17 protein-coding genes are annotated in these 23,146 nt (G+C 55.0%); 9 read left to right on the plus strand and 8 right to left on the minus strand.

The genetic code is table 11. From position 1 onward, the window contains the following. Nucleotides 1-6 precede the first annotated feature (6 nt). The 5 genes from SYN7336_RS23780 to SYN7336_RS30290 all read right to left on the minus strand — a co-directional run bounded on the left by SYN7336_RS23780 (nt 7) and on the right by SYN7336_RS30290 (nt 5,979). Nucleotides 7-1,428 (minus strand): hypothetical protein, encoded by a 1,422-nt coding sequence (locus tag SYN7336_RS23780; protein WP_017323925.1) that lies wholly within the window; start codon nt 1,426-1,428, stop codon nt 7-9. 11 nt (nt 1,429-1,439) lie between these two features. After that, nucleotides 1,440-2,669 carry a glycosyltransferase family 4 protein gene (locus SYN7336_RS00385; RefSeq protein WP_038025632.1) on the minus strand — a complete coding sequence of 410 codons (1,230 nt, stop codon included), beginning with the start codon at nt 2,667-2,669 and terminating at the stop codon, nt 1,440-1,442. After that, nucleotides 2,654-3,673 (minus strand): glycosyltransferase family 4 protein, encoded by a 1,020-nt coding sequence (locus SYN7336_RS00390; RefSeq protein WP_017323927.1) that lies wholly within the window; start codon nt 3,671-3,673, stop codon nt 2,654-2,656. The genes SYN7336_RS00385 and SYN7336_RS00390 overlap by 16 nt, the downstream gene beginning before the upstream one ends. Before the next feature lie 137 nt (nt 3,674-3,810). Further along, complete coding sequence (gene ftsH, locus SYN7336_RS00395) at nt 3,811-5,703, minus strand: ATP-dependent zinc metalloprotease FtsH (RefSeq protein ID WP_026100569.1); 1,893 nt, start codon at nt 5,701-5,703, stop codon at nt 3,811-3,813. A 126-nt stretch (nt 5,704-5,829) separates the two neighbouring features. Then, nucleotides 5,830-5,979, minus strand: a complete 150-nt coding sequence (locus tag SYN7336_RS30290) for a hypothetical protein (protein WP_017323929.1) — start codon at nt 5,977-5,979, stop codon at nt 5,830-5,832. A 101-nt stretch (nt 5,980-6,080) separates the two neighbouring features. Here SYN7336_RS30290 and SYN7336_RS00405 point away from each other — a divergent pair, with 101 nt between their 5' ends. From SYN7336_RS00405 to SYN7336_RS00420, 4 genes are all read left to right on the plus strand, one after another. Next, complete coding sequence (locus tag SYN7336_RS00405) at nt 6,081-6,890, plus strand: sirohydrochlorin chelatase (RefSeq protein WP_017323930.1); 810 nt, start codon at nt 6,081-6,083, stop codon at nt 6,888-6,890. A 14-nt stretch (nt 6,891-6,904) separates the two neighbouring features. Then, entirely contained in the window at nt 6,905-7,660 is a 756-nt protein-coding gene (gene cobA, locus SYN7336_RS00410) for a uroporphyrinogen-III C-methyltransferase (RefSeq protein ID WP_017323931.1), read from the plus strand. A 342-nt stretch (nt 7,661-8,002) separates the two neighbouring features. Beyond that, entirely contained in the window at nt 8,003-9,052 is a 1,050-nt protein-coding gene (gshB, locus tag SYN7336_RS00415) for a glutathione synthase (protein ID WP_017323932.1), read from the plus strand. Then, nucleotides 9,036-11,033 carry a flavohemoglobin expression-modulating QEGLA motif protein gene (locus tag SYN7336_RS00420; RefSeq protein ID WP_017323933.1) on the plus strand — a complete coding sequence of 666 codons (1,998 nt, stop codon included), beginning with the start codon at nt 9,036-9,038 and terminating at the stop codon, nt 11,031-11,033. The genes gshB and SYN7336_RS00420 overlap by 17 nt, the downstream gene beginning before the upstream one ends. A gap of 121 nt (nt 11,034-11,154) precedes the next feature. On the opposite strand, the gene SYN7336_RS00425 is transcribed toward SYN7336_RS00420, so the two are convergent. From SYN7336_RS00425 to pyrH, 3 genes are all read right to left on the minus strand, one after another. After that, nucleotides 11,155-11,349 carry a hypothetical protein gene (locus SYN7336_RS00425; RefSeq protein ID WP_017323934.1) on the minus strand — a complete coding sequence of 65 codons (195 nt, stop codon included), beginning with the start codon at nt 11,347-11,349 and terminating at the stop codon, nt 11,155-11,157. A 398-nt stretch (nt 11,350-11,747) separates the two neighbouring features. Further along, complete coding sequence (locus SYN7336_RS00435; protein WP_017323936.1) at nt 11,748-11,942, minus strand: hypothetical protein; 195 nt, start codon at nt 11,940-11,942, stop codon at nt 11,748-11,750. 130 nt (nt 11,943-12,072) lie between these two features. Then, entirely contained in the window at nt 12,073-12,807 is a 735-nt protein-coding gene (gene pyrH, locus SYN7336_RS00440; RefSeq protein WP_017323937.1) for a UMP kinase, read from the minus strand. Nucleotides 12,808-13,244: 437 nt separating this feature from the next. Here pyrH and SYN7336_RS23785 point away from each other — a divergent pair, with 437 nt between their 5' ends. The 5 genes from SYN7336_RS23785 to SYN7336_RS00465 all read left to right on the plus strand — a co-directional run bounded on the left by SYN7336_RS23785 (nt 13,245) and on the right by SYN7336_RS00465 (nt 22,580). Next, complete coding sequence (locus tag SYN7336_RS23785; RefSeq protein ID WP_017323938.1) at nt 13,245-15,275, plus strand: long-chain fatty acid--CoA ligase; 2,031 nt, start codon at nt 13,245-13,247, stop codon at nt 15,273-15,275. Between the two features lie 39 nt (nt 15,276-15,314). Beyond that, the gene (locus SYN7336_RS00450) at nt 15,315-17,672 is read left to right on the plus strand and encodes a 3-hydroxyacyl-CoA dehydrogenase/enoyl-CoA hydratase family protein (protein WP_017323939.1); all 2,358 of its coding nucleotides are present in this window, start codon (nt 15,315-15,317) and stop codon (nt 17,670-17,672) included. A gap of 164 nt (nt 17,673-17,836) precedes the next feature. Continuing rightward, nucleotides 17,837-19,024: an acetyl-CoA C-acyltransferase gene (locus tag SYN7336_RS00455; RefSeq protein ID WP_017323940.1), complete on the plus strand. Its 1,188-nt coding sequence runs from the start codon at nt 17,837-17,839 to the stop codon at nt 19,022-19,024. Between the two features lie 18 nt (nt 19,025-19,042). Then, complete coding sequence (locus SYN7336_RS23790) at nt 19,043-21,538, plus strand: acyl-CoA dehydrogenase (protein WP_017323941.1); 2,496 nt, start codon at nt 19,043-19,045, stop codon at nt 21,536-21,538. Between the two features lie 52 nt (nt 21,539-21,590). Continuing rightward, on the plus strand, nt 21,591-22,580 hold the full coding sequence (locus SYN7336_RS00465) for an alpha/beta hydrolase (RefSeq protein WP_156819950.1): 990 nt from the start codon (nt 21,591-21,593) through the stop codon (nt 22,578-22,580). Nucleotides 22,581-23,146 lie beyond the last annotated feature (566 nt).

Below are 23,146 nucleotides of genomic sequence, written 5' to 3' on the forward strand. Positions count from 1 at the left end.
TAGTCGCTAACCTCTGTACTGCCGAGCGGGTCTCGACCGCGCCGAGGAGCCCCGTGCAGACTGACGGGCAACTGCGGGGGATAGGATTGAATGGCTATTGCAAGCCGCCAAACAAAGCCCCGTGCCGAGAATAATCAACCCCTGAATATTGGTCACCCCCCATTGTCCGATCGCAATCCCCAAGCCGGTAGCGCAAAACAGCAAAAACGGCAGCACTTCTCCCTGTTGGAGTTGTCGATAGCTCCGCTGCCCGAGCCAAACGGCCAGAAAAACTCGGTAGATCAATAACGCTAGGCCGATAAACGGTCCGCTCTCTAGCAACACCCGGCCCCATTCTCCTTCCGAGAGTAAAAAAGTCACACGACCGGTTTGCAGCTTAGATCCGACATTGGTGCCCAACCCCAACCCGTGACCGAAGGGGGGAATATTCCCGGCGGAGGTTAGCGGCCCCAAAAATTGTGCGAGCAGGCGATCGGCAACCCCTAGAAATCCTTCTAGAGCATTGTCTCTGCCAAACCTCCTATTGACCAATTCGACGCGAGTGGCGAACACTTCGAGTCCTTCTTTGAACACCGTAAATCTGCCTACGATCGCCAGTAAAACTGTCCCCGCCAGAGCCAGTTTGCCCACCTTCGGCAAGAGCTGCCTGGGGCGCAGGAAGGCTGCCACCAGCAGTCCTGCGAAGACGATGAATTCGCTCAACGCCATGCCGCGACTGCCCGATACGGCTGTGGCCAAGAGAATCGCAATCCCCGAACTGACGAGCAACCAGAGGGGATAAACTTTGGGGCGCGCGAATCCCCAGCACCAAAAGGCGGTGACTAAAGAGAAATACCCTGTGGGTCCTGTGGAGAAGGCGAATGTGCCGGAAGGACGAATTTTTCCGAGGGCCGAACTGAGGAGATTGCCTGTCTCCCCGCCGGGGGAGGCATTGAGCCACGCCTCTGGACTGGCATCGAATTGTGCCGCCATCAAGAGGGCGATGGGAACGGAGAGAGAGAGCGTCCACCATCCTAGAGCGCGCACGTCTCGCCCTCGCAGCACTCGGCCCATCACAAATATCAAGGGAAGGTGGAGAAAGTTGACTCGCAGTCCGTAGAGAATAGTGGGAATCACAACTCCCCGAGGATCGGCGAGTGCAGCCAGGAAGCCCCCTCCTAAGGTCAGGGGAGCCAGAAAATATAAGGAATTTAGAAAACCATTGCGGGGAAAAAAGTGGTGCTTCCAGGCCAGCCAGTAGATACAGAGCACGACTGGATCTCTGACGATCAAGAGGGGAGTTGAAAGGGGCACTAAAAACCACTTGCGCAAGGCCCCTTCAAAAATGACCAATAAAAAGTACAGCCAAATCAGCCATCTCGCCGCTCGCAGGGCTTGCTCTGTTGGAGTTGAGCTTCGGGTTGGGGTCGAGCTTCGGGTTCGAGGCATCCCAGCTAGTCCTACATGCAGTGGGCGATCGCTTTTACCATGGTACGGCTATAAACCGACCAGGTTTGCCGTCGAGCGGTGGCGCGGGCCGCTTCCCCCATCTCGGCCAGACGATCGCGATCGCGATCGAGCAGCTCCAGTTTTTCGGCGATCGCCTCTGGCGAACGGATGGGAATTAACCAACCGTCCACACCGTCAGCGAACAGATCGGGGGCGGCAGTGCGATCGGTGGCAATGGCGGGCAATCCTTGGGCCATCGCTTCCAGCAGGACGAGGCCAAAGCCTTCAAATAGAGAGGGGAATACAAGGACATCGTGGCGGCGCATCTCGGCCAGCACTCCTGCATGGGGCAGCGATTCAATCCAGCGATAGGTGTCGAGGGCTCGTTCGAGGGGCTCACAGGGGCCAGTGGGCCGACCGATCAATGTGAGCTCGACCCGATCGCCCAAAATTTCGACGGCATCGAGTAGGTAAGACACTCCCTTACGCTGCCCCAAACTGCCCACAAATAACACCTTGAGCGCCTCGCCAGGGGGAGAAACGCGGCGCGGTGTGGCAGCCACGGGGGGAGCGCCATAAGGGATGACGTGGATGGGGGCGTCGATTTGGGGGGCCAGTTCGAGGGTTTTGCGGGTGAAACTGCTCGCCACAAAGATGGCATCGGCTCCGGCGAGCTCTCGGTCTTTACGTGCTAACTTGGCCTCACTGTCGCGCATCGCCACGATGGTGTCGGCCCAAGCAGGATTGAGCTCGGCTTCCTCCTGTTGAATTTCCCGAGCGGCCCGCCAATATCCAATCGGCAGATCGTAGAGGCACTTCAGACCCAGTTGGCGGGCCTCTGCAAAGGTTTGCAGCGCGCCATCTTCATAGCAGTAGACCCCCTGCAATCGTTCTGGCAACTGGGCCAATTGGCGGGCTACGTGGCGATCGAGATCCCTAAATACCGCATCCACGCAGGCCCAGCCGATTTCATGGCGCACAGGCCACCGCCAGCCCAAGCGCAGCGAGGCTAAGCGCAATGCCTCCCGCCACGGGCGCGTGGCGATTTTCTCCACCGGCAGATCGTAGAAGCGGCGCAGCAGCTCTTTCTGGACTCCCTCTGGCAACCAGTGCAGATAGGGATCGGCGGGCTTGATGGAGAGGGCGGTGTAAAACGCTTCCAGTTGGCCCGCTTCCTGCAAGCCAGAAGCTAGAGAACGCACGAAGGTGTTGCCACAGGGATGAGTTAAGAGAATTGACACAGAGCCTCCTCAAACACTTGCAAATAGGCTTTCGCAACGCGATCGCGCTGATGGCGGGCTAAATGTTCGGGGGCGCGCTCGCGATACTGGGAGAGGGCCTCGGGCTGCCGGAGTAGATTGGCCAATTGTCTGGCGAGTGCCACTGCGTCACCGTTGGGGAAGGTAACGCCACAGGGACCAATCGCATCTTTCAGTCCCCCTGCTGCCGAACCGACGGCCACGCATCCACAGGCAATCCCCTCTAGCGCCACGAGACCAAAGGGTTCTGCCCAGCGGGACGGAATCGCCACGATCGTATGGCGGTTGAGGCAGCGAACGAGCTCCTCGCCGGTTTTGACCCCGACGAATTCAACCTGGTGCTGCAATCCCAGTCGCTGCACCTGCGCTTTTAAGGGGTCGGCTTCAGGACCGGCACCCACAATGGTCGCGTTGGGTCTTAACTGTTCTTTTTGGAGTAGTGCTAGAGCGTCGATTAAGAGGTCTGCTCCTTTATCCGACACCAGCCGACCTAGAAAGACGAGATCGCGATCGCGATCGATCTCCGGCATGACGCGAAATAAGTCCTCTCGGTAAGGATTGCCGATCGCCACAGAGGGACGGTCGATATGCTTGGCAATGGCTTCGCTGACAGAAATAGAGCTGGCGTAACGCAAGAGCCAAAGCTTGATACGCGCGGGTAGGGTTATCTTGCCGCTGGCATCGCGCAGCCAGGTGTGGTGTGCCACCACCCAAGGTCGTCGAACGATCGATAGCGGCCAGAGTGCTTGCAAACTGATGTTGTTTTGGAAGTAGAGATCGCACCAACGCATCAGATCGAGCAGTTGGCGGGGTTGCGGGCGGCGAATGACCTCGAAGCCGAAGTCGCAGGGGTTGCGGGCGGGGGTTTGAGTCACCAGCCGGACCACATGGCCGCTGCGGACAAATTCCTGGGCTAACAGCAGCGATACGGATTCTATACCGCCAACATCGGGGGGGAATCGATGGGAGGAGATTAAAATTTTCATTTTCCCCCTCAGATGCAATTCGAGTCTATGCAGCTTGCTAGGAACAATAGTACGAACGGGCAGATGTGCCATCGTCACATCTGCCCGTACTGTACAACCGATTGGATTCGAGAGGGCGATCGCTCTTTAGAGGTTGCTTATGCGATCTTGGGGGGAAGTTGTGCTTTCTCGGGGAGGGTTGCATATTCCTCGACGATCGAACGGAACTCTTCTCCGTCCAAAGTTTCCCGCTCGATGAGGGTTTCGGCTAGACGATCGACTGCGTCGCGATTTTCCAGCAGAATAGAGCGCGCCTTTTGATAGCAGCGCTCCAGAATCTCGCGCACCTGCTGGTCAATCCGGGCAGCAATGTCTTCAGAGTATTCGCTGCGATTCTGCCAGCCGCCCCCCAAGAACACCTCTTGGTTGGGTTGTTCTAGCATCAGCGGCCCCAGATCGGACATACCGAAGCGCGTCACCATCTGGCGCACCAGACTGGTGTTTTGCTGCAGGTCGTTGCTAGCCCCCGTGGTAACTTCGCCGTAACCGAAGACAATATCTTCAGCTGCACGACCGCCAAATCCCACCACTACGCGATCGAGCATCCAGGCGCGGCTGTAAAGACCGCTATCCATTTGCTCTTCGTTGGGAATGGGTTGAGCAAAACCACCCGCGCCACTCGATCGCGGGATAATGGTGACCTTATTGAGAGGATCGGAGTTCTCCAGTAGGGTCATCAGGAGAGCGTGGCCCACTTCGTGATAGGCAATCAAGCGCTTTGACTTGCCATCGAGTAGGGGAGGCTTGGTCAAGCCGATGGTGATGCGATCGATCGCATCGTCGATATCTTTGTCCTTGATTTCCAATTGCTGGCGGCGGGCAGCCAGAATCGCCGCCTCGTTGAGCAGATTGGCTAGATCGGCACCGGCAAAACCGGGGGTACGGCGGGCAATGTTCTCCAGGTTCACATCATCGGAGAGCTTTTTATCGCGGGCGTGGACCTTGAGGATTTCGTGACGGCCCTTGAAGCTGGGGCGATCGACGGTGACTTGGCGATCGAATCGGCCGGGACGCATTAGGGCAGAGTCGAGTACGTCGGCCCGGTTTGTCGCCGCAATGATGATAATGCCGGTGTTGCCCTCAAAGCCGTCCATTTCGGTCAGCAGTTGGTTGAGGGTTTGCTCGCGCTCGTCATTGCCGCCGCCAATACCGGCTCCCCGCTGGCGACCCACCGCGTCAATCTCGTCGATAAAGATGATGCAAGGGGCGCTTTCCTTCGCTTTCTTAAACAGGTCGCGCACCCGAGAGGCCCCTACCCCCACAAACATTTCCACAAATTCAGAGCCGGAAATGGAGAAGAAGGGCACTCCGGCTTCTCCGGCGATCGCCTTAGCCAGCAGCGTCTTACCGGTGCCGGGAGGGCCAACCAGTAGCACGCCCTTGGGAATTTTTGCCCCTACTGCAGTAAAGCGCTCGGGCTTTTTCAGGAAGGTGACCACTTCCTGCAGTTCTTCTTTAGCTTCTTCAATCCCCGCCACATCGTCGAACTTGACGCCAGTTTTGGCTTCCATCTGGAAGCGAGCGCGGGATTTGCCGAAATTCATGGCTTGGCCGGGACCTCCCCCTGCGCTGCTGCGACGGAAGAGGAAGAACAGACCAACTAACAGGAGGACGGGCAGCAACAGATTGCCGATGATGCCCATCAGTGCGCCGCCATCGCCACTGCGCTTGTAATCGACGTCAATGCCTCGGGCAGTCAAATCCTGGGTTAGGTCGGTAATGCTCTCGCGGATGGGAATGAGGTTAATCTTATAGACTTGTGGGGTGCCATCCGTCGCAGGGTCTTCGGCCTTCACCTCAGCCACACCGTTGCGATCGTCAATGGTTACTGACAGAACCCGACCCTCTTCTACCTGCTGTAGGAATTCGCCATACGAGGGAGGCATGGCATAGGCGGGAGCCGCCCCGACGATCGGCAGTTGCATTAAGCTGAGGCCGATCAGCATTGCAAACGCCGTTCTCTTGCAAGTAGATTGCCAATGGTTTTTCATAAGAACGCTCTAAACGATACGAATCGATGCGAGGGAGGCTTGCATCTGGCTTGTTTACTAAACTTAACTTAGAGTTCAGTAATGCGACAAGCTTATTGCGGAGTTGACGAACTGTGTCCGTATTATTCAGAGCAGTTTTAGCTTGACGATCGCCGCAAGCGCAGTCCGTTCAAATGCTGACTGGGCGGACTTCTGACTCGGGCGATCGCCATCTCGCCGGAATACTCTCTCCATGCCGCGAGCCCTTCTGCCGCCATCGCAGTTGGGGTCTGTCATCTCGACTCGATCGCCCTTCCATGCGTTCTCATGCAGTTTGCGCTACAGCCAGTTAATATGTCGTTCACAGCTTATCTGCCCCCAACTCCCCCCAGCCATTTGTGAAGCCCCATTGGTCTCCCCCCGCTATTGTGTTAGTCAGCCACGGCAGTCGCGATCGCCGCGCTCGGGAGGCATTTGCCCAATTCACGCACAATTGTCAGAACGCTCTGACACCGCAGGTGGTGGTCGGCACTCAACTGGAACTGGCTGAAGCCTCGTTGGCCGCACAAATGGTGCAGGCGATCGCCCGCTGGCCCCTTGCCATTCAAACGGCTGTTGTCATTCCCGTCATGATGGCTGCAGGCGTTCACGTGCGAGAAGATATTCCAGCCGCTGTCGATCGAGTGCAGCAGCAGTATCCTCAAATCTCCTTTGACATCGCCCCGCCACTGGGGCAAGCTCCGCAACAGTTTGAGGTCTTAGCAGATCGAATGGCAGCGCTCTCTGCCGCTCGGGGATGGACGGCGGAGGGCTGGGTGCTGTGGGGGCACGGCAGTCGGATACTGTCGTTTGCCCATCAATTCAATCGCCTCGGCCAGCAGCTCGCTATGGCTGCTAACTGTCCGGTGGTAACCGCCTATGGCATGCAGGCCCCCGCTCTAGAAGCACAGATAGAAGCACTCTACGAAGCTGGATGTCGGCGCATCGGCATTCTGCCCGGATTATTGTTTTCTGGCGCGCTGTCAGATCGGCTGGTGGCTGCGGCAGAACAGTTGGAGCGTCAATATGGCGATGTGGCGATCGCCGTTGCAGATGTCTTGATGCCTCACCCCCGCTGGATTGAGGTAGTGGGGCAATGGGGTGCGGGGGAGAGTGCAATCTCTCCAGAGCCATTGCCTGCCATCGAGCTAACGGTGGGTTTGGTATAGCGAGGAAAGCAGCGATGGCAGGCAAGGTCTATTTAGTCGGAGCGGGACCGGGAGATCCGGGTTTGATGACGGTACGGGGGAAAACTCTGCTGGAGCATTGCCATGTGGTGGTATATGACGCTTTAGTCAGCCAGCCGATTCTCGATGTGGTTCCCCCTCAGGCAGAGCGCATTTATGCTGGTAAGCGCAAAGACCAGCACAGCTTGCCCCAAGCCGAGATTGCGCAACTGCTGATCGATAAAGCGCGATCGCATGCAGTAGTGGTGCGGTTGAAGGGGGGAGATCCATTTGTGTTTGGGCGCGGTGGCGAAGAAATGTTGGCTTTGCGGCAGGCAGGCATTGATGTAGAGGTGGTGCCGGGAATCACGGCGGGGATTGCGGCTCCAGCCTATGCCGGTATTCCTGTAACCCATCGGGACTATAGCTCTTCAGTCACGTTTGTAACGGGACACGAGGCGGTCAATAAGTATCGCCCGCAGGTGAACTGGAGAGCTTTGGCGACGGGGACCGAAACCCTAGTGGTGTATATGGGGATTCACAATCTCAAAACCATCGCCAGCGAGTCGATCGCGGGCGGCAAACCTGCCGATACTCCCGTAGCAGTGATTCGCTGGGGAACTACGCCCCAGCAATCTGCCATTCAAACCAATCTAGCTGAAATTATCGATCGCTACGAAGACTTAGACTTAGCCCCCCCCGCAATTGTGGTCATCGGTCCGGCAGTCAATCTCGGCCCCCTCCTGCAGCCAGAACTTTTCAGAGATCCCTAGGATGCGCAACTGAGCTGCAATGGAGTCTCAATCTCCAGGTCTCTTCGTCTCAAGAATGACGAGCGAGATCTAGAGGCTTCTGTGCCTAATCGATATCTCGAAGCAATGAACAATACCGGCGTCCGTGCGTTAGCCCGTGCCAAGAGAGCCTGTCGACAGAGCACTGGATTGAAGTGGGTTAAGCTAAAGTCGATCCCTTTAGAAGAGATCTATAGCGGTACATTAGAGTGTGGCGTTCTTTTCAGATTAAAGGCAGACAATTTTGAGTACCTCGATCGAAGATCTAGTTTAAATGAAAATGCCTCTTTAAGCTCTATGGAAATCGCTTGAGGAAAAATAAAGATGAAAATATGCTTCATTATGTACCCGTGGGAACGTGTAGACCCCGATTCAGACTCGACATTGAGGCTCATTCACGAAGCCATATTGAGGGGACATACCGTTGCAATAACCAGCACCCATAACCTCACTGTCCGAAATAATGTTACAGGCTCATTCTGTGATGTTATTGTGCAGAAATCAAAGGTTAGCAACAATTTCAAGACATTCTATAACACAATTGAATTTCGTCGTTCCCAGTTACCGCTATCGGGGTTTGATGCCATTCTGATGCGCGACAACCCACCGCTAGACAATCTTGCAATTAACTTTTTAGATTCAGTTCGGTCCGATACATTCATTATGAATGATATCGACGGTTTGAGGCTTGCCAATAATAAGCTCTACACTGCTTCTTTTGTGGATCTGGCGCATGAATTTATACCTGTCACTCACGTTTCTAAAAATCGTGACTATCTCGAACGTATGTTTTTCGAGTCCGATAGTGATAAAATGATCCTCAAACCGCTGACTGGTTATGGCGGTCGAGGTGTGATTGTACTTGAGAAAAGTGCTAAGCATAGTTTCCGCTCCTTGCTAGATTTTTATATTGGCGGAAATAACAAAGAATCTAGCAGGGAAAATTATGTCATCTTACAGGAATACGTCAGCGGAGCAGAAGATGGAGATGTTCGAATTTTAATTCTCAATGGCGAGCCGATCGGAGCGATGCGGCGTATACCTGCTGAAGGAGATGTCCGCTCGAATGTACATGCTGGCGGGACCGTTGTCAAACATACACTGACTAAGCACGACAAACAGCTTTGCAAAGAGATTGGACCGAAGTTGGTTCGCGATGGCATCTACTTTACGGGTATTGACGTTATTGGCGGAAAATTGATTGAAGTGAACGTCCTCAGTCCTGGCGGTATTACTCGCATCAATAAACTCAATCGAACCCGCTTGCAGGAACTGGTGATTGATTTTGTGGAAAGTGTCGTCAACTCTAAAGAACTAGCCATCAGGCGTAAAAATGAATTTCGTCAAGCAATCGAAGATGCAAACCTTGGATGAACAACAACTTCTCGATCGCCTATCTGCAGGCGAAACTTTTGCAGCCACTTTAGCCGATGGGTCGTTGGACATTTGGGTGCGAGAATACGTGCCATACCTCTGCACAGCCATTCATGCCGGTCACCGCTTGCGCCCGGACCTAGAAGAGATTTGTGCGATCGACGAGCAGGAGCGCCTGCGGGAGGAGGACCCATATACCGACACGGCGATCGAGTCTTTTCCGATCGCGCTGGTGGCTAGAGACTCTCGCTACGAATACGATCTCAATCGATCGCCGGAAGAATGTCTCTACGAAGTAGCCTGGGGAAAACAGGTTTGGCAACAACCCCTCGATGAGGCACAGCGCCAAACTAGCCAAGAGCGGCATTCGCGTTATTATCGCATCCTCGAAGCACTAATTACTCAAATACAGCAGCGCTTTGGGGGCTGCTTGGCGATCGATGTGCATAGTTACAACTGGCAAATCAGGCAGTACGAAGAGGCTCCGATCTTCAATTTGGGAACAGCTCAACTCAATCTTCGTCGCTGGTCCAAACTGCTGAAAGTCTTTGAGGAAGGTCTGGGGGCGATTGACTTACCCAATCTGGATACAACAGTAGCTCGCAATCAGGTTTATCGAGGACAAGGGTTTCAAGCTAAATTTATCGGAGATCGATTTCCGGTGGCTCCAGTCATCCCGCTCGAAATCAAAAAAGTGTTTATGGATGAAAAAACTGGTGAAGTTTTTCCCTTAGCGATCGAAAGTCTGCGACAGGGTCTCCATCGAGCTGTGCTAGATACTGCTGCTTATTTTAACCAGTATTTGGGACATTCTAAGCTTCGACGACCTGCTGCCCTCTTGTCATCTACAATCGATCCTCTAGTTTTAAAAGTCGATAGAGCGCTGTATCGATTGGCTAAGGATGTAGATACACTCCAGTATGTCAACCCAATCAATCTTCAGCAGGAAAAGCGCACTTTTCTTGCCCGCAAGCGATACGAGCCTAATTTTCGCTATCGGCAGTTGCGCATGGACCCATATGATTTTCGAGAGCAGCTCTATCAACTTCCAGTTTCTCAAATTTCAGATCCGTCCTTGCGAGATCTCTATCGATCTGTTGTGGATAGTTTTGCCATTAAAGTTGAATTATTAACTCACGTCGGTACGCCTCAATTTCTCTACAACTCTTTACGTTATTATGGCGAGCCCAGCCCGACCGATATTGCGAATGCACACTTTTTGCTGCATGCTCCTGAAATTCCGGGGTATGAGGAGCAGCCCAGCGAGATAGATGCAGAGATGGCCAAAGTGGAATTCGAACGGGCAGCAAGAGACTTCGGTTTAAATTGCCAAGTTGCGATCTCGACGCGATTGGTGGCCAATGCAATGGTTGATAACAACCGCAGGCTATTATTAATCAATCGTAACGCCAAGTTGACTCAAACAGAGTTAAATGCACTGGTTCATCACGAGTTGGGCGTGCATATGGTTACGACCATGAATGCATTAGAGCAACCCTTAAAGGTTTTCAGACTGGGGCTTCCAGGCAACACATATACACAGGAAGGGCTTGCTATTCTCGCAGAGTATCTGTCAGGCAATCTCAATCTATCGCGCTTAAAGCAACTTGCCATGCGAGTCTTGACAGTGAACGTAATGCTTCGAGATATGGACTTTGGATCGATTTTTGATTATTTAAAAGACGAACATAAGCTCTCAGATGATAAGGCTTTTTCTCTGGCTACTCGCGTTTTTCGAGGCGGTGGATTTACGAAAGATTATTTATACCTGAGAGGCTTAAAAGATATAGTATCGCTTTACCATGAATGCGATATCAATTCTCTATTGATTGGCAAAACATCGAGTAGTTTTCTACATACAATCGGCGAGTTGATCGAACGTAGAATATTGCTGTCGCCCAAGCTGCGATCGCAGGCAATCTCTGACTGTCAACCCCCTCCCAATCCGGTATTAGATTATCTTGTTAGCTCAATACAATAGATTTGAGACTGCGATCGAGCGGCGGGATAGCGAGCTGTTTCGAGAGGGGGATGCCATCCTGTAGCTCTATAGGGTTGTGCAGAACCTATTGATGAGATCCTCGATCTCGTCCGTCGCCGTTCTAATTCTCGCCGCGATCGCTCAACGCCTGAATAGACCGTGCATTACTGTCAACCAATTGCTTTAACTCAGCAATTTCTGTTTTAAACTGCTCAAAAGCGCGCTGGTTCGCCTCCTCGTGCTCGATCTGCATTTGGGCCAACTGCTGGATTAATCTACCTGCGATCGCAAAATTTTCCCGAATTTCATCGTCCATGCCGCTGACTCACCTCGACGTACCCATCATGCCAAATCTTGCCGTGCCAACCCAAACCGAGTATGCCCCCACCGGACATCCTCAAGCAGACAAGTTGCTCTAGACATCAGTTCGGCAAGTGTCTCTGGCCACCATCCCCTAACCCCTTCCCCCCTCGCGAAGCGTGGCGTCAGCCGTAATTTTGGGGAAGGGGAACAGAACGGTAGATTGCGGGTTTGAGGCTGTTGCTCCCCTCTCCCAATTTTGGGAGAGGGGCCGGGGGTGAGGGCAATGCAGCGCCATCGAACTCAGGTTCTAGACACAACGCCCGCGTTCTTGCTAGCGAACGGAGACCGCTGACCTCCCTTACAACCTGCCCAGCCCACCGTTCACTCTAGCCCATCAGCACAATCGCTGTTCTAATTCTCGCCGCGATCGCTCAACGCCTGAATAGCCCGAGAATTGCTCTCCACAAGCTGCTCTAATTTCACCACTCGCCGCTCGAACCGTTCAAAAGCACGCTGGTTCGCCTCCTCGTGCTCGATCTGCATTTGGGCCAACTGCTGAATTAATCTACCTGCGATCGCAAAATTTTCCCGAATTTCATCGTCCATGCCGCTGACTCACCTCGATGTACCCATCATGCCAAATCTTGCCGCGCGAACCTACACTATGCTTGCCTGCACGAAATCCCCCCGAGAATCCGCCCCGATCTAGAAGTCGCAACCAAACTTGCCAGGATTGCTAACCCACCGATCGCACCGCCTCTTTCAACCCCACCATCGTGCCAATCCCTTCCCCTTTAACGGCCTTGCAAATATTCCCCGGCACGGTCAGGTCGAACACCACAATCGGAATTTCGTTGTCTTGGCACAAGGCGATCGCCGTTGTATCCATCACCCGCAGATTCTGAGTGAGGACGTGTTGATAATTGAGGGACTCAAAACGCTTGGCGTTGGGGTTGAGTTTCGGATCGCTATCGTAAACCCCATCCACCTTCGTGGCCTTGAAGATGACTTCGGCATCGATTTCAGCTGCCCTCAAAGCAGCCGTGGTGTCGGTGGTAAAAAAGGGATTGCCGGAGCCTGCCCCGAAAATGACGACGCGAGCTTTCTCTAAATGGCGAATGGCGCGGCGACGGATGTAAGGTTCGGCCACCTCTTGCATGGCGATCGCCGTTTGCACCCGCGTTTCTACCCCGGCATGTTCCAACGCATCCTGCAACGTCAGAGCATTCATCACCGTCGCCAACATCCCCACATAGTCTGCCGAGGCGCGGTCCATCCCCATCGAAGCCGCCTTTTTCACCCCTCGAAAGATATTGCCGCCCCCCACCACAATGGCAAGCTGAACTCCCGCTTTCACCACTTCAGCAACTTCGGCAGAGATAGAGCTCAACACATCGGGGTCGATGCCGTAATCCTGTTGCCCCATCAGCGCTTCGCCACTGAGCTTCAACAACACACGCTTGTATTTCATGGTCGTGCCGTTCCCTGCCCCACCCGATTGGGCGATCTCACCTGAAATACCATATCAGGTCAACCCCTCCTCTTTGGCACCTGACAATGAACTGAGGACAGCAGATAAGGAACAAAAGGTCGATCGTAAGCGACACTGCCTGCCCAATCTTTTACCCTTTTGTAACGAAATAATTCCATCTCTAGGAACATTCTTAGTGTAGGAGTGTGAACTTATATCTATTAATAAAAATACCGATGCTAGGATGTGAATGAGCCCAATTATAAAACGATCTTGCTAAGCGGTTGAGTCTAGAAAATTTTTTGCGGCTCTTTAGCAAAGATGGCGAGATCGAGAGGAATATTTCCGGTCAATCGACTTAATGTTTGTCGGCAGTAGAGCTTTGTTTCAAATTGTCGAGGAACTGTACTGGAAGAGCATAGACTCTTTCGAAAACAATGGTGCAACTCAATCTGGACATCGTGACTCCTGCGGAGGAAGGAAGGGTGGTGTTGGGGCGAACCTTGCCCGCATTGCTGGACGAGGCTTGCGAACAGCGACCTAATCTGGCAGCCCTGAATCAGTGGGTCGATCGCCAGTGGCAGCCCCTCTCCACTCAAGCCTTGCGGGTAGCAGCTGAGGAATTGGCCTTGGGGCTGCTGGATTTGGGGGTGAAAAAAGGCGATCGCGTGGCGTTATTTATGGAGAGCAATACGCAGTTTGCGATCGCCGATATGGGTTGCGCGATCGCGGGGGCCGTGAATGTCCCTATCGATCTATTAGAGGCTCCATCTGCAATTCAACATATTTTGAACCATGCCGAAGTCAAGATTGTAATGGTTTCCAGTTGGATGCTACTGCAAAAGATTGCGCCTTATTTAGGAACTTCGAGATATTTGAAAACGGCGATCGTGGCCGATAAAACCTTTCCCACAACCGAGGACTTTCACTTTCCCGCCCTCAAACTTAATGACTTGACCCTGAATGAGGTGCGCGCCCGAGGGCGCAAGCAGTTTTCGGTGGGGAAACGCCGTTGGTTGCGTTCTCGCATTCAACCCACCGATCTGGCCACGATTATTTATGTGATTGGTTCCGTCGAGCACATTAGCGAGCCGGATCGGGGAGGCCGATTGGCCCACTTAGCCGATGCTATGCACCGACAGTTGCTCAGTCGCAGTCAAGCGGGGCCTGCTTGCGATGTGCCGCGCGGCGTAGCTCTTACCCACGAAAACATTACCGCGAATATTTTGGCGGCGTTTGACTCCCATCCCGATCTCAAATTGGGGCAGTCGGAGGTGGCGCTATCTTTCTTGCCTCTCACCCATATTTTTGCGCGGGCCTTTCTGTACGGCCACCTCTATTACGGGCACAGCGTGTTTTTCTCCAGCCCCGAGCGGGTGGGTCGAATGTTGCGGATGGTGCAGCCCACTATTTTTATTACGGTGCCGAGGCTGTTGGAAAAAGCCTACGAGCGGATTCTGAGTTCCGGCAGCCAACGGCGGGGGGTGTCAAAACTACTGTTTAATTGGTCGCTGCAATTGGCCCATCGCTACGAGATCGGACAGCCGCCACAAGGACTCTATGCCCTGCAACTGTGGCTGGCCAATCGGCTGGTGTTTCCCAAGTGGCGGGAAGCTTTTGGAGGCAAGCTCAACTATTTGATTTGTGGCGGCGCGGCCTTGAGGGCCGATATTGCCAATGTATTTTCGGCAGCCAATATCCCCGTTTTGCAGGGCTACGGGCTGACGGAAACCAGTTCGGTGGTGTGTTACAACCGAGGCTCTCGGAATCGGGCCGGTACGGTGGGGGTGCCGATTCCGGGGGTGGAGCTGGCGATCGCCGCAGATGGCGAGATCTTGGTGCGATCGCCCTACGTGATGAAGGGCTATTACCGAGACGAGGCGGCAACGCGAGCGGTGCTCGATCGCGATGGTTGGTTTCACACGGGCGACTTGGGTCGCTTGAGTGAAGACGGTTTTCTGGAGATCTCGGGTTATAAGAAAGAGTTATTCAAACTCTCTACGGGCAAATACGTGTCGCCGCAGCCGTTAGAGCGGTATTTGATGCATTCGCCATTTGTGGATCGAGCGATCGCCGTTGGAGCCCATCGCAAGTTCTGCTCGATGCTAATTTTCCCCAATCGCGAGCGGCTGCAGCAGTGGGCGATAGAAGAGGGAATTGAGACAGAGGAGGAGGATTGGTTGGAGCATCCGCAGGTGTTGCAACTGTTCCAAACCTTGGTGGATGAGGCCAATGAATGTTTGCCCTATTGGTCGCGGGCCAAGCAATTCCAATTGGTCGATCCAGATGTGGCCTCAGAAAGTGGCATTTTTGCAAACGATCGCCCCATGCACCGAGCCCATGCCCACAAAGTATTCGCTGCGGCGATCGACGCCATCTACAGTACCCCCATCAAACAACTGGTTTTTGCACTTGCAGTTCCCCTAACCAGATTGGCGCAATTTGCGGGGCGCTTGACTTCGACCTAGGGGAACTGACGACCGAATGAGACATGAGGGATCTGAATGATGTTTCGACCATTCCGAACAGCAGCAGTTCTCGGCGCGGGGGTGATGGGCAGCCAAATTGCCGCCCATCTAGCCAATGCCGGCCTAACCGTTCACCTACTGGATTTGCCGAGCGATCGCGGCTCGAAAAACGCTCGCACTGAGATGGCTCTGAAAAAAGGGCAGAAGCAATCGCCACCGATTTTCTTTAGCGAGACTGTCGCTCGGCGGGTGTTGGCGGGCAATTTTGAAGACGATTTCCATCGCCTGTCTGGGGTGGATTGGGTTATCGAGGCAGTGGTAGAAAATCTGCCGGTCAAGCAGGAGTTGATGGAGCGGATTGAAGCCGTGGTGGGTGAAGATGCCATCATTTCCACCAACACCAGTGGGTTGCCGGTGAGCGAGATTGCCCGAGGGCGATCGCCCTCCTTCCGCCGCCGCTTCTTAGGCACTCACTTTTTCAACCCGCCTCGCTATCTCAAACTGCTGGAATTGATTCCGACAACCGAGACCGACCCGCAAGTGTTGGAACGGGTGCAATGGTTCGGGCGAATGCATCTGGGCAAAGGGGTGGTGGTGGCCAAAGATACGCCCAACTTTATTGCCAACCGGATTGGCGTGTTTGCCACAATGCTTGCTTTGAAGTGGTGGCTGGATGAAGGCTACACGATCGAGGAAATCGATACGCTGACCGGGACGTTGGTAGGACGACCCAAGTCGGCCACCTTTCGAACAGCAGATCTGGTGGGGCTGGATACGTTGCTGTATGTGACGGACCATCTCTACGAAGCAATTCCCCATGACGAAAGCCGGAAGCTGTTGCTGGCTCCCGAGGTAATGCGCAAGTTAGTGGCGACGGGCAGTTTGGGGGCAAAAACGGGCCAGGGATTTTACAAGAAGGTCGATCGCCAAATTCTCTCCCTCAACCCCGACTCATTAGAGTACGAACTGCCTCGGCCACTCGATTTAGATCTGGAGGCGATCGCCAAGCTGCCCCTAAACGACCGCTTGCCAGACCTCTACGCCGACCCCGGTCGAGCTGGCGCTTTCTTCCGTCAAACCAGCTTGGAAATCCTGGCCTATGCCGCCAGCCGCATTCCCGAAATTGCCAACAGTCCGATCGAGATCGATCGCGCTTTGCGATGGGGCTTTGGCTGGCAATTAGGGCCGTTCCAAACCTGGGATGCGTTGGGCTTTAGCAAGGTATTGGAGGATATGAAAGCCGCCAATCTGACGGTACCCGATTGGGTGGAGCAGATGGAGCTGTCGGGCTTGACCGAGTTCTACAACCGCGTCGAAGAAGGCAGCGCCGAGGTGTTGTGGGTATACGTTCCCGAAACCGGCTATGCACCTGTCGATATCACGCCGGACGAGTTGGATCTCGACGACCTTAAAGCCGATCCTGCTAAAACCCTGTGGAGCAATCCCGAAGCAGCACTGCTGGATATCGGCGATGGGGTGTTGCTGTACGAGTTTCGCTCGAAGGGCAATACCCTGACCGACAAGGTGGTGCGGGGACTGAACGAAGTGCTGGATTTTCTGGAAAGCGCTTCCTACAGCGGTTTGGTCATTGGTAACGACGGCCCTAATTTCTCGGCGGGGGCCAATTTGCAGGAAATGGCCGGGACTGCACAGCAAGGGGGTGCAGACGCGGTTGCGCAGATGCTGGCTCAGTTCCAAGGCTTAATGCAGCGGCTTCGCTATTTCCCCAAGCCGATTGTGGCGGCGATGCGGGGGCGAGCACTGGGGGGTGGCTGCGAGCTGGTGATGGCTTGCCCCCACGTGGTGGCAGCGGCAGAAAGCTACATCGGCCTGGTGGAACTCAGTGTCGGACTGGTACCTGCTGGAGGGGGCATGTTGCGGATGGTGTCGCGGGCGGTCGATCGCGCTGCCAGCGAATCTCCCAGCCACATCCAACCTTGGCTGAAGGCGGCGTTTGAAACGATCGCCACGGCCAAAGTATCCAACAGTGCGGCAGAGGCGATCGCACTGGGCTATTTGCCCGCTGACACGGTGGTGGTGATGAATGGCGATCGCCTCCTCTACGTGGCCAAGCAAGAGGTGATGCGCCTGGAGCGAGAGGGCTACGCACCCCCTCCAGATAATGTCTTGATGCTACTGGGCAGTTCAGCTCGGGCGGTGTTGGAGCATATGGCTTACACGATGGTGGAGGGGGGCTATGCCTCGGAATACGATCGCGCTTTGGCCCATCGCTTGGCCTATGCCATGACGGGTGGGGAGTTGACGGTGCCGTCATTGGTGCCGGAGCAGTATTTGCTCGATTTGGAGCGGCAGGCGTTTGTGCCGCTGTTGGCGGAGGCGAAAACGCAGGAACGGATGGCGTATTTGTTGAAGCACAAGAAGCCGCTGCGCAATTAGGGATTGAGTGGGTCTGGTACTTTCCTGGCTTTGCACTCAGCCCCCCAAATCCCCCATTCTGGGGGACTTGCCGAGATTTTCTGAGCTAGCTCTGTGCCGATCCCACAAGCCAATACCCGCGACTGGTTTCACAGGAGCGATACTCCCCCTTTGAGGTAATCCCGATGAAAAACGCATACATCATATCGAGTCTGAGAACTGCTGTAGGCAAAGCCCCCCGAGGCAGTTTGCGTACCGTCCGTCCCGACGAATTGGGTGCTGCCGTGGTGAAGGCAGCGATCGCCCGCGTGCCCAATTTGGACCCCAACATCATTGATGACGCCATCTTTGGCTGCGCCTTTCCCGAAGCCGAACAGGGGATGAATTTGGGGCGGGGGGTGGCCCATCGAGCGGGCTTGCCCGTTTCTGTGCCCGGTTGTACGGTCAATCGCTGCTGTGCTTCGGGGTTGCAGGCGATCGCGATGGCGTCTCAGGCGATCGAGACCCAACAAGCGGAGGCGATTGTCGCTGGTGGGGCCGAATCCATGAGCTTAATGCCTCCGGGCGGCCACTACCTCGCCCCCAACCCCGAGTTGATGGAACAGTGGCCGGAAACCTATATGACGATGGGGTTGACTGCAGAGCGAGTGGCGCAGGATTTCCACATTTCTCGTCAGGATCAGGATGAGTTTGCCCTGCGATCGCACCAGCGGGCTTTGGCGGCGATCGAAGCTGGACGCTTCGCTGAGGAAATCGTCCCTTTCACTGTCCGAGCCACCGTTTATCAAAACGGCCATCCCCAACCCCTCGAAACCCCCTTCGATCTTGACGAAGGCCCCCGCCCGGATACCAGTCTCGAAGCACTCGCCCGTCTCAAGCCTGCCTTCAAAGCCAACGGCACCGTCACAGCAGGCAATTCCTCGCAAATGTCGGATGGGGCGGCGGCGGCGATCGTTGTCAGTAAAGGGTTGCTGGCACGATTGGGAGTGAAGCCGCTGGGTCGACTGCTGGGCTATGCCGTCGCCGGAGTTCCGCCAGAGATTATGGGCATGGGGCCGGTGGCAGCGGTACCCAAAGTACTCGCTCAGGTGGGTATGGACCTGCAAGAGATCGGCGCGATCGAACTGAACGAAGCCTTTGCGGCCCAATCGCTGGCCGTAATTCGCAAGTTGGGGCTGGATGAGTCGATTGTGAATGTGAATGGGGGGGCGATCGCCCTCGGCCATCCCCTCGGCTGCACGGGGGCCAAACTGACGGCAACATTGCTGCACGAGATGAAGCGTCGCGGCATCCGTTACGGCCTTTGCACCATGTGTATTGGCGGCGGCATGGGGGCTGCAGGGGTGTTTGAGAATTTGAGTTTCCAAAATTAGCTGCTGGAGGTGTTGGCGATGAATGTCCTTCAACCAATCGTCGTTATCCCAATTCTGTTCGTTGCGCTCCTCGCACTGGGCTATATCGGAGTTCCCATGTGGGCGTGGTTTACCTATCTCGCGGCGTGCCTAGCTTACGCTCACAGCCCGGTTTGGCTGTGGGTCTCGTTCGGTTTGGCGGCGATCGCCCTCAACCTTCCCGTCCTGCGTCGAGTCCTCGCGACCGCTTGGGTGATGAAGGGGATTCGAGCGCTCGACCTGCTGCCGCGCATTTCCGAAACGGAACGGGCGGCGATTGAAGCGGGGAATGTTTGGGTGGACGGAGAACTGTTCTCCGGTCGGCCTGACTTTCGGCGAATGATGGACGAGCCCTACCCGCAACTGACGGCTGACGAGCAAGCGTTTCTGGACGGACCGGTGGAACGGGCTTGCCAAATGACCAGCGATTGGGAAATTTATCAGCGCCGCGACTTGCCCCCTAAGGTGTGGGATTTTCTCAAACGAGAACGATTTTTGGGCCTGATGATTCCCCCAGAATATGGCGGTCTGGGCTTCTCGAATGCAGCCTACAGTGCCGTGATGGCCAAGTTGGCTTCGCGATCGTTCACCTATGTCGCCACCGTCGGCGTCGCCAACTCCCTCGGCCCCGCCAAACTCCTGCTCAACTACGGCACGCCAGCCCAAAAGGATGACTACTTGCCGCGACTCGCCCGTGGCGAAGACATTCCCTGCTTCGCTCTGACCGAACCCACCGCTGGCTCCGATGCCGCCAGCATCACCTCTAATGGCATCGTCTTTAAAGCAGACGACGGCAAGCTCTACCTTCGCCTCAACTGGAAAAAGCGGTATATCACCCTCTCCACCATCGCCACTCTGCTCGGCCTTGCCTTCCAACTCAAAGACCCCGAGAACCTATTGGGCAAAGGGGAAAACGTCGGCATCACCTGCGCCTTAATTCCCACCCACACCCCTGGCGTCACCATCAATCAGCGACACGACCCTATGGGTGTCCCCTTCTACAACTCCCCCACCGAAGGCCGCGATGTCATCGTCTCGATCGAGCAAATCGTCGGCGGCACGGCCCAAGCGGGAGAGGGCTGGAAAATGCTGATGCAAACCCTCGCTGCCGGTCGCGGCATCAGCTTCCCAGCCACCTGTGCGGGCGTGGCTAAATTGGTTTCCCGAGTCACCGGAGCCTATGCCACTGTTAGACAGCAGTTCGGCCTTTCCATCGGCAAATTTGAAGGGATTGAAGAGCCCTTGGCTCGCATTGGCAGCTTGACTTACATCGTCGATGCTGCCCGCCTCTATACCGTTGGGGCAGTGGATAAAGGGGAAAAACCGGCCGTGGTTTCGGCGATCGCCAAATACACCACCACCGAACTCTCCCGTCAAATTATCAATGACGGTATGGATATTCTCGGGGGGGCAGGCATTTGTCGGGGACCGCGCAATCTCCTGGCTAACATCTACACTGCCACGCCCATTTCCATCACGGTGGAAGGGGCCAATATTCTGACGCGATCGCTGATGGTCTTCGGCCAAGGCTCCATCCGCTGTCACCCCTACCTCTACGCCGAAATCGCCGCCCTCGAACAGCAGGATCTCGTCGCTTTCGATCGCGCCTTCTGGCCCCACATCGGTCACTTCGCCCGCAACTACTTCCGAGCCAAACTGCTCAGCCTCACCCGAGGACGCCTCGCCCGTTCCCCCATTGCCGGTCCTACGGCTCGGTACTACCGCAAACTTGCCTGGTCTTCAGCCATCTTTGCCTTACTGAGCGACCTAGCCACAATCTCCTTCGGCGGCAGCCTCAAACGGCGGGAAAAACTTGCTGGACGCTTCGCCGATATCCTTGCTTGGATGTATTTGGGCACAGCCACCCTGCGTCGATTTGAGGCAGAAGGTCGCCGGTCGGAAGATTTACCGCTGCTGGATTGGGCCATGCAATACAGCTTCGATCGCATTCAAACTGCCTTTGAAGGCATCCTCAGTAATTGGTCGGCTCCGATCGCGGGCGGTCTGCTGCGCGGTCCCTTCGCAGGCTGGCGGCGACTCAATCCAATTGGTCTCATGCCCAGCGATCGCCTGGGCGCTCGGGTCGCTCAAATTCTGCAAGCTCCCGGTCAGCAACGCGATCGCCTCACCCAGGGCATCTACATTCCTGCTCATCGAGAGGACGATGGCAGCGAGGAATCACTCGCTCGCCTAGAGCGAGCATTTGCTCTGGCTGTCGAGACCGAACCAATCGTCAAAGCCATCAAAGCAGCTTGCAAATCCGGTCAACTTCCCCCACAAAAACCGCAACAGCTCGTCCGGGCAGCATTGGCTGCCGAAGTGATTTCTGCGACCGAAGCCGAGCGGCTCCAAATCGCTGAAGCGGCTCGCTATGACGCTATTCAGGTGGATGCCTTCGATTTAGCAGGCGATCCGCCGATTGCCCAAAGGGTACAGAAGGGTGGATTCGCTGAGGCGATCGGCCATGCCTTTCCCGTTGCAGCGGCCACAGGCTAATGCGGTTTTGGGTTGTCAAACCCCTGACCGAACCGCCCGAGAGGAGATGCAGATGGAACCCGTCAAAATAAAATCTGCCAAATTCGGACACCACCGCGAAGGAACCTTTATTGGGGTAGGCGGCTTGCGCCTCTACTACCAAAGCTGGCTGCCCCCCCAAGCACCGCGCGCTATCTTGGTTTTGGTCCACGGCTTGGGCAGTCATAGCGGCAGCTTCGAGAACCTCGCCAACCTGTTAGTACCCTACGGCTATGGCATGTATGCCTTCGACATGCGCGGCCACGGGCGATCGCAAGGGCAGCGGGGATACATCCAAACTTGGTCGGAGTTCCGCCAAGATCTCGACACCTTCCTGGCCCTGATCGATCGCCAAATCAGCGCTTGCTCGCGCTTTTTAGTCGGCCACAGCCTCGGTGCGGTGGTCATACTGGAGTTTTTGATGCGCTCGCAGCCCTCTGTATCTCAACCCTCTGTATCTCAACCCTCTGTATCTCAACCCTCTGTATCTCAACCCTCTGTATCTGGGGCGATCGCGATGGCTCCCGCTCTAGGCCGGGTGGGGGTGCCGCCCGTAAAATTGGCGATCGGGCGAGTACTCTCCAACATCTGGCCCCGCTTCAGTCTCGACACCGGCCTCGAGGCTGAAGCAGCCGTTCAGGATAAAACACTCCTGCAAGCCAATCTCGAAGATCCGCTGCGACATACCCAAGGCACCGCGCGGCTGGCGACAGAATTTTTACAAACCGTCGATTGGATTCACGAGCATGTCGATCTCTGTCAGTTTCCCCTATTGATCCTGCATGGCGGTAGCGATCGTATCGCTCTGCCCGAAGGCAGCCAGCAATTTGCCGAGCAATTGCCCCACCGCGACACATCCTGCTTGGTTTATCCCAATACCTATCACGATCTCCATCAAGAGGTGAATGCTCCCCAGGTGGCTGCCGACCTCCATCAATGGGTCGAAGCTCGCAGCGATGCGCAACAATGTCAGATTCTAGCCTTGCCCCAGCGTGGCGATCGCGTCATTTGGCAAGCCTCCTAGTCGCCAAGGAGCTGAACTGCCCGATATGACTTTCGGCAGCAGCCTAGAATATCTCTAGATGCCTTGCCGACCGATCGCCATCAGAAGAATCGCGATCGGTTGGTGCAAAAAATCTATGCCAAACTGGTGCAAAACATACATTAGATTTTGCATTCGCAGCTCGTTGATATCACTCAATTCTGCTTGACTGGCAATATTGCCAATCCACTTTCTGCGTAGAAATAGCGATGTCAACCTTTAATTAGAATCTTCATTCACAGAGTTTGTTGCCAGATGGCTTTTACAGATTCTTTTTCTCAATCCTGAAATAACACTGACCCTAAATGCCTAACGCAGGCAGAGGATCTCTGGAGAATACTTGGGCAGCTTCTATCGACAGCCCAGAGAGATCCTAGCGAGGCAACATCCAAAGTCTTTACCAGAAAAGCATCTCAGCCCTAGAGGCTTAAATATTACCTGCCAGCCGCCGCCGCCAAGCCTAGCAATATCTTAATGACAAATAGAGTTCTATGATTGTCAGTTAAGTGTTTTCCACTATACCGTTTTAGTGCATATATTGAGCTATA

The organism is Synechococcus sp. PCC 7336, from assembly GCF_000332275.1.
Classification (GTDB): domain Bacteria; phylum Cyanobacteriota; class Cyanobacteriia; order Thermostichales; family PCC-7336; genus PCC-7336.

Excerpts from the sequence above, each read along its gene's own strand:
- SYN7336_RS00450 (WP_017323939.1), top strand. The coding sequence starts at position 15,315 with ATGTTTCGACCATTCCGAACAGCAGCAGTTCTCGGCGCGGGGGTGATG.
- SYN7336_RS00455 (WP_017323940.1), top strand. The coding sequence starts at position 17,837 with ATGAAAAACGCATACATCATATCGAGTCTGAGAACTGCTGTAGGCAAA.
- SYN7336_RS00465 (WP_156819950.1), top strand. The coding sequence starts at position 21,591 with ATGGAACCCGTCAAAATAAAATCTGCCAAATTCGGACACCACCGCGAA.
- SYN7336_RS00425 (WP_017323934.1), bottom strand. The coding sequence starts at position 11,349 with ATGGACGATGAAATTCGGGAAAATTTTGCGATCGCAGGTAGATTAATC.
- pyrH (WP_017323937.1), bottom strand. The coding sequence starts at position 12,807 with ATGAAATACAAGCGTGTGTTGTTGAAGCTCAGTGGCGAAGCGCTGATG.
- gshB (WP_017323932.1), top strand. The coding sequence starts at position 8,003 with ATGAAAATATGCTTCATTATGTACCCGTGGGAACGTGTAGACCCCGAT.
- SYN7336_RS23780 (WP_017323925.1), bottom strand. The coding sequence starts at position 1,428 with ATGCCTCGAACCCGAAGCTCGACCCCAACCCGAAGCTCAACTCCAACA.
- SYN7336_RS00420 (WP_017323933.1), top strand. The coding sequence starts at position 9,036 with ATGCAAACCTTGGATGAACAACAACTTCTCGATCGCCTATCTGCAGGC.
- SYN7336_RS23785 (WP_017323938.1), top strand. The coding sequence starts at position 13,245 with ATGGTGCAACTCAATCTGGACATCGTGACTCCTGCGGAGGAAGGAAGG.
- ftsH (WP_026100569.1), bottom strand. The coding sequence starts at position 5,703 with ATGAAAAACCATTGGCAATCTACTTGCAAGAGAACGGCGTTTGCAATG.
- cobA (WP_017323931.1), top strand. The coding sequence starts at position 6,905 with ATGGCAGGCAAGGTCTATTTAGTCGGAGCGGGACCGGGAGATCCGGGT.
- SYN7336_RS00390 (WP_017323927.1), bottom strand. The coding sequence starts at position 3,673 with ATGAAAATTTTAATCTCCTCCCATCGATTCCCCCCCGATGTTGGCGGT.
- SYN7336_RS30290 (WP_017323929.1), bottom strand. The coding sequence starts at position 5,979 with ATGACAGACCCCAACTGCGATGGCGGCAGAAGGGCTCGCGGCATGGAG.
- SYN7336_RS23790 (WP_017323941.1), top strand. The coding sequence starts at position 19,043 with ATGAATGTCCTTCAACCAATCGTCGTTATCCCAATTCTGTTCGTTGCG.
- SYN7336_RS00435 (WP_017323936.1), bottom strand. The coding sequence starts at position 11,942 with ATGGACGATGAAATTCGGGAAAATTTTGCGATCGCAGGTAGATTAATT.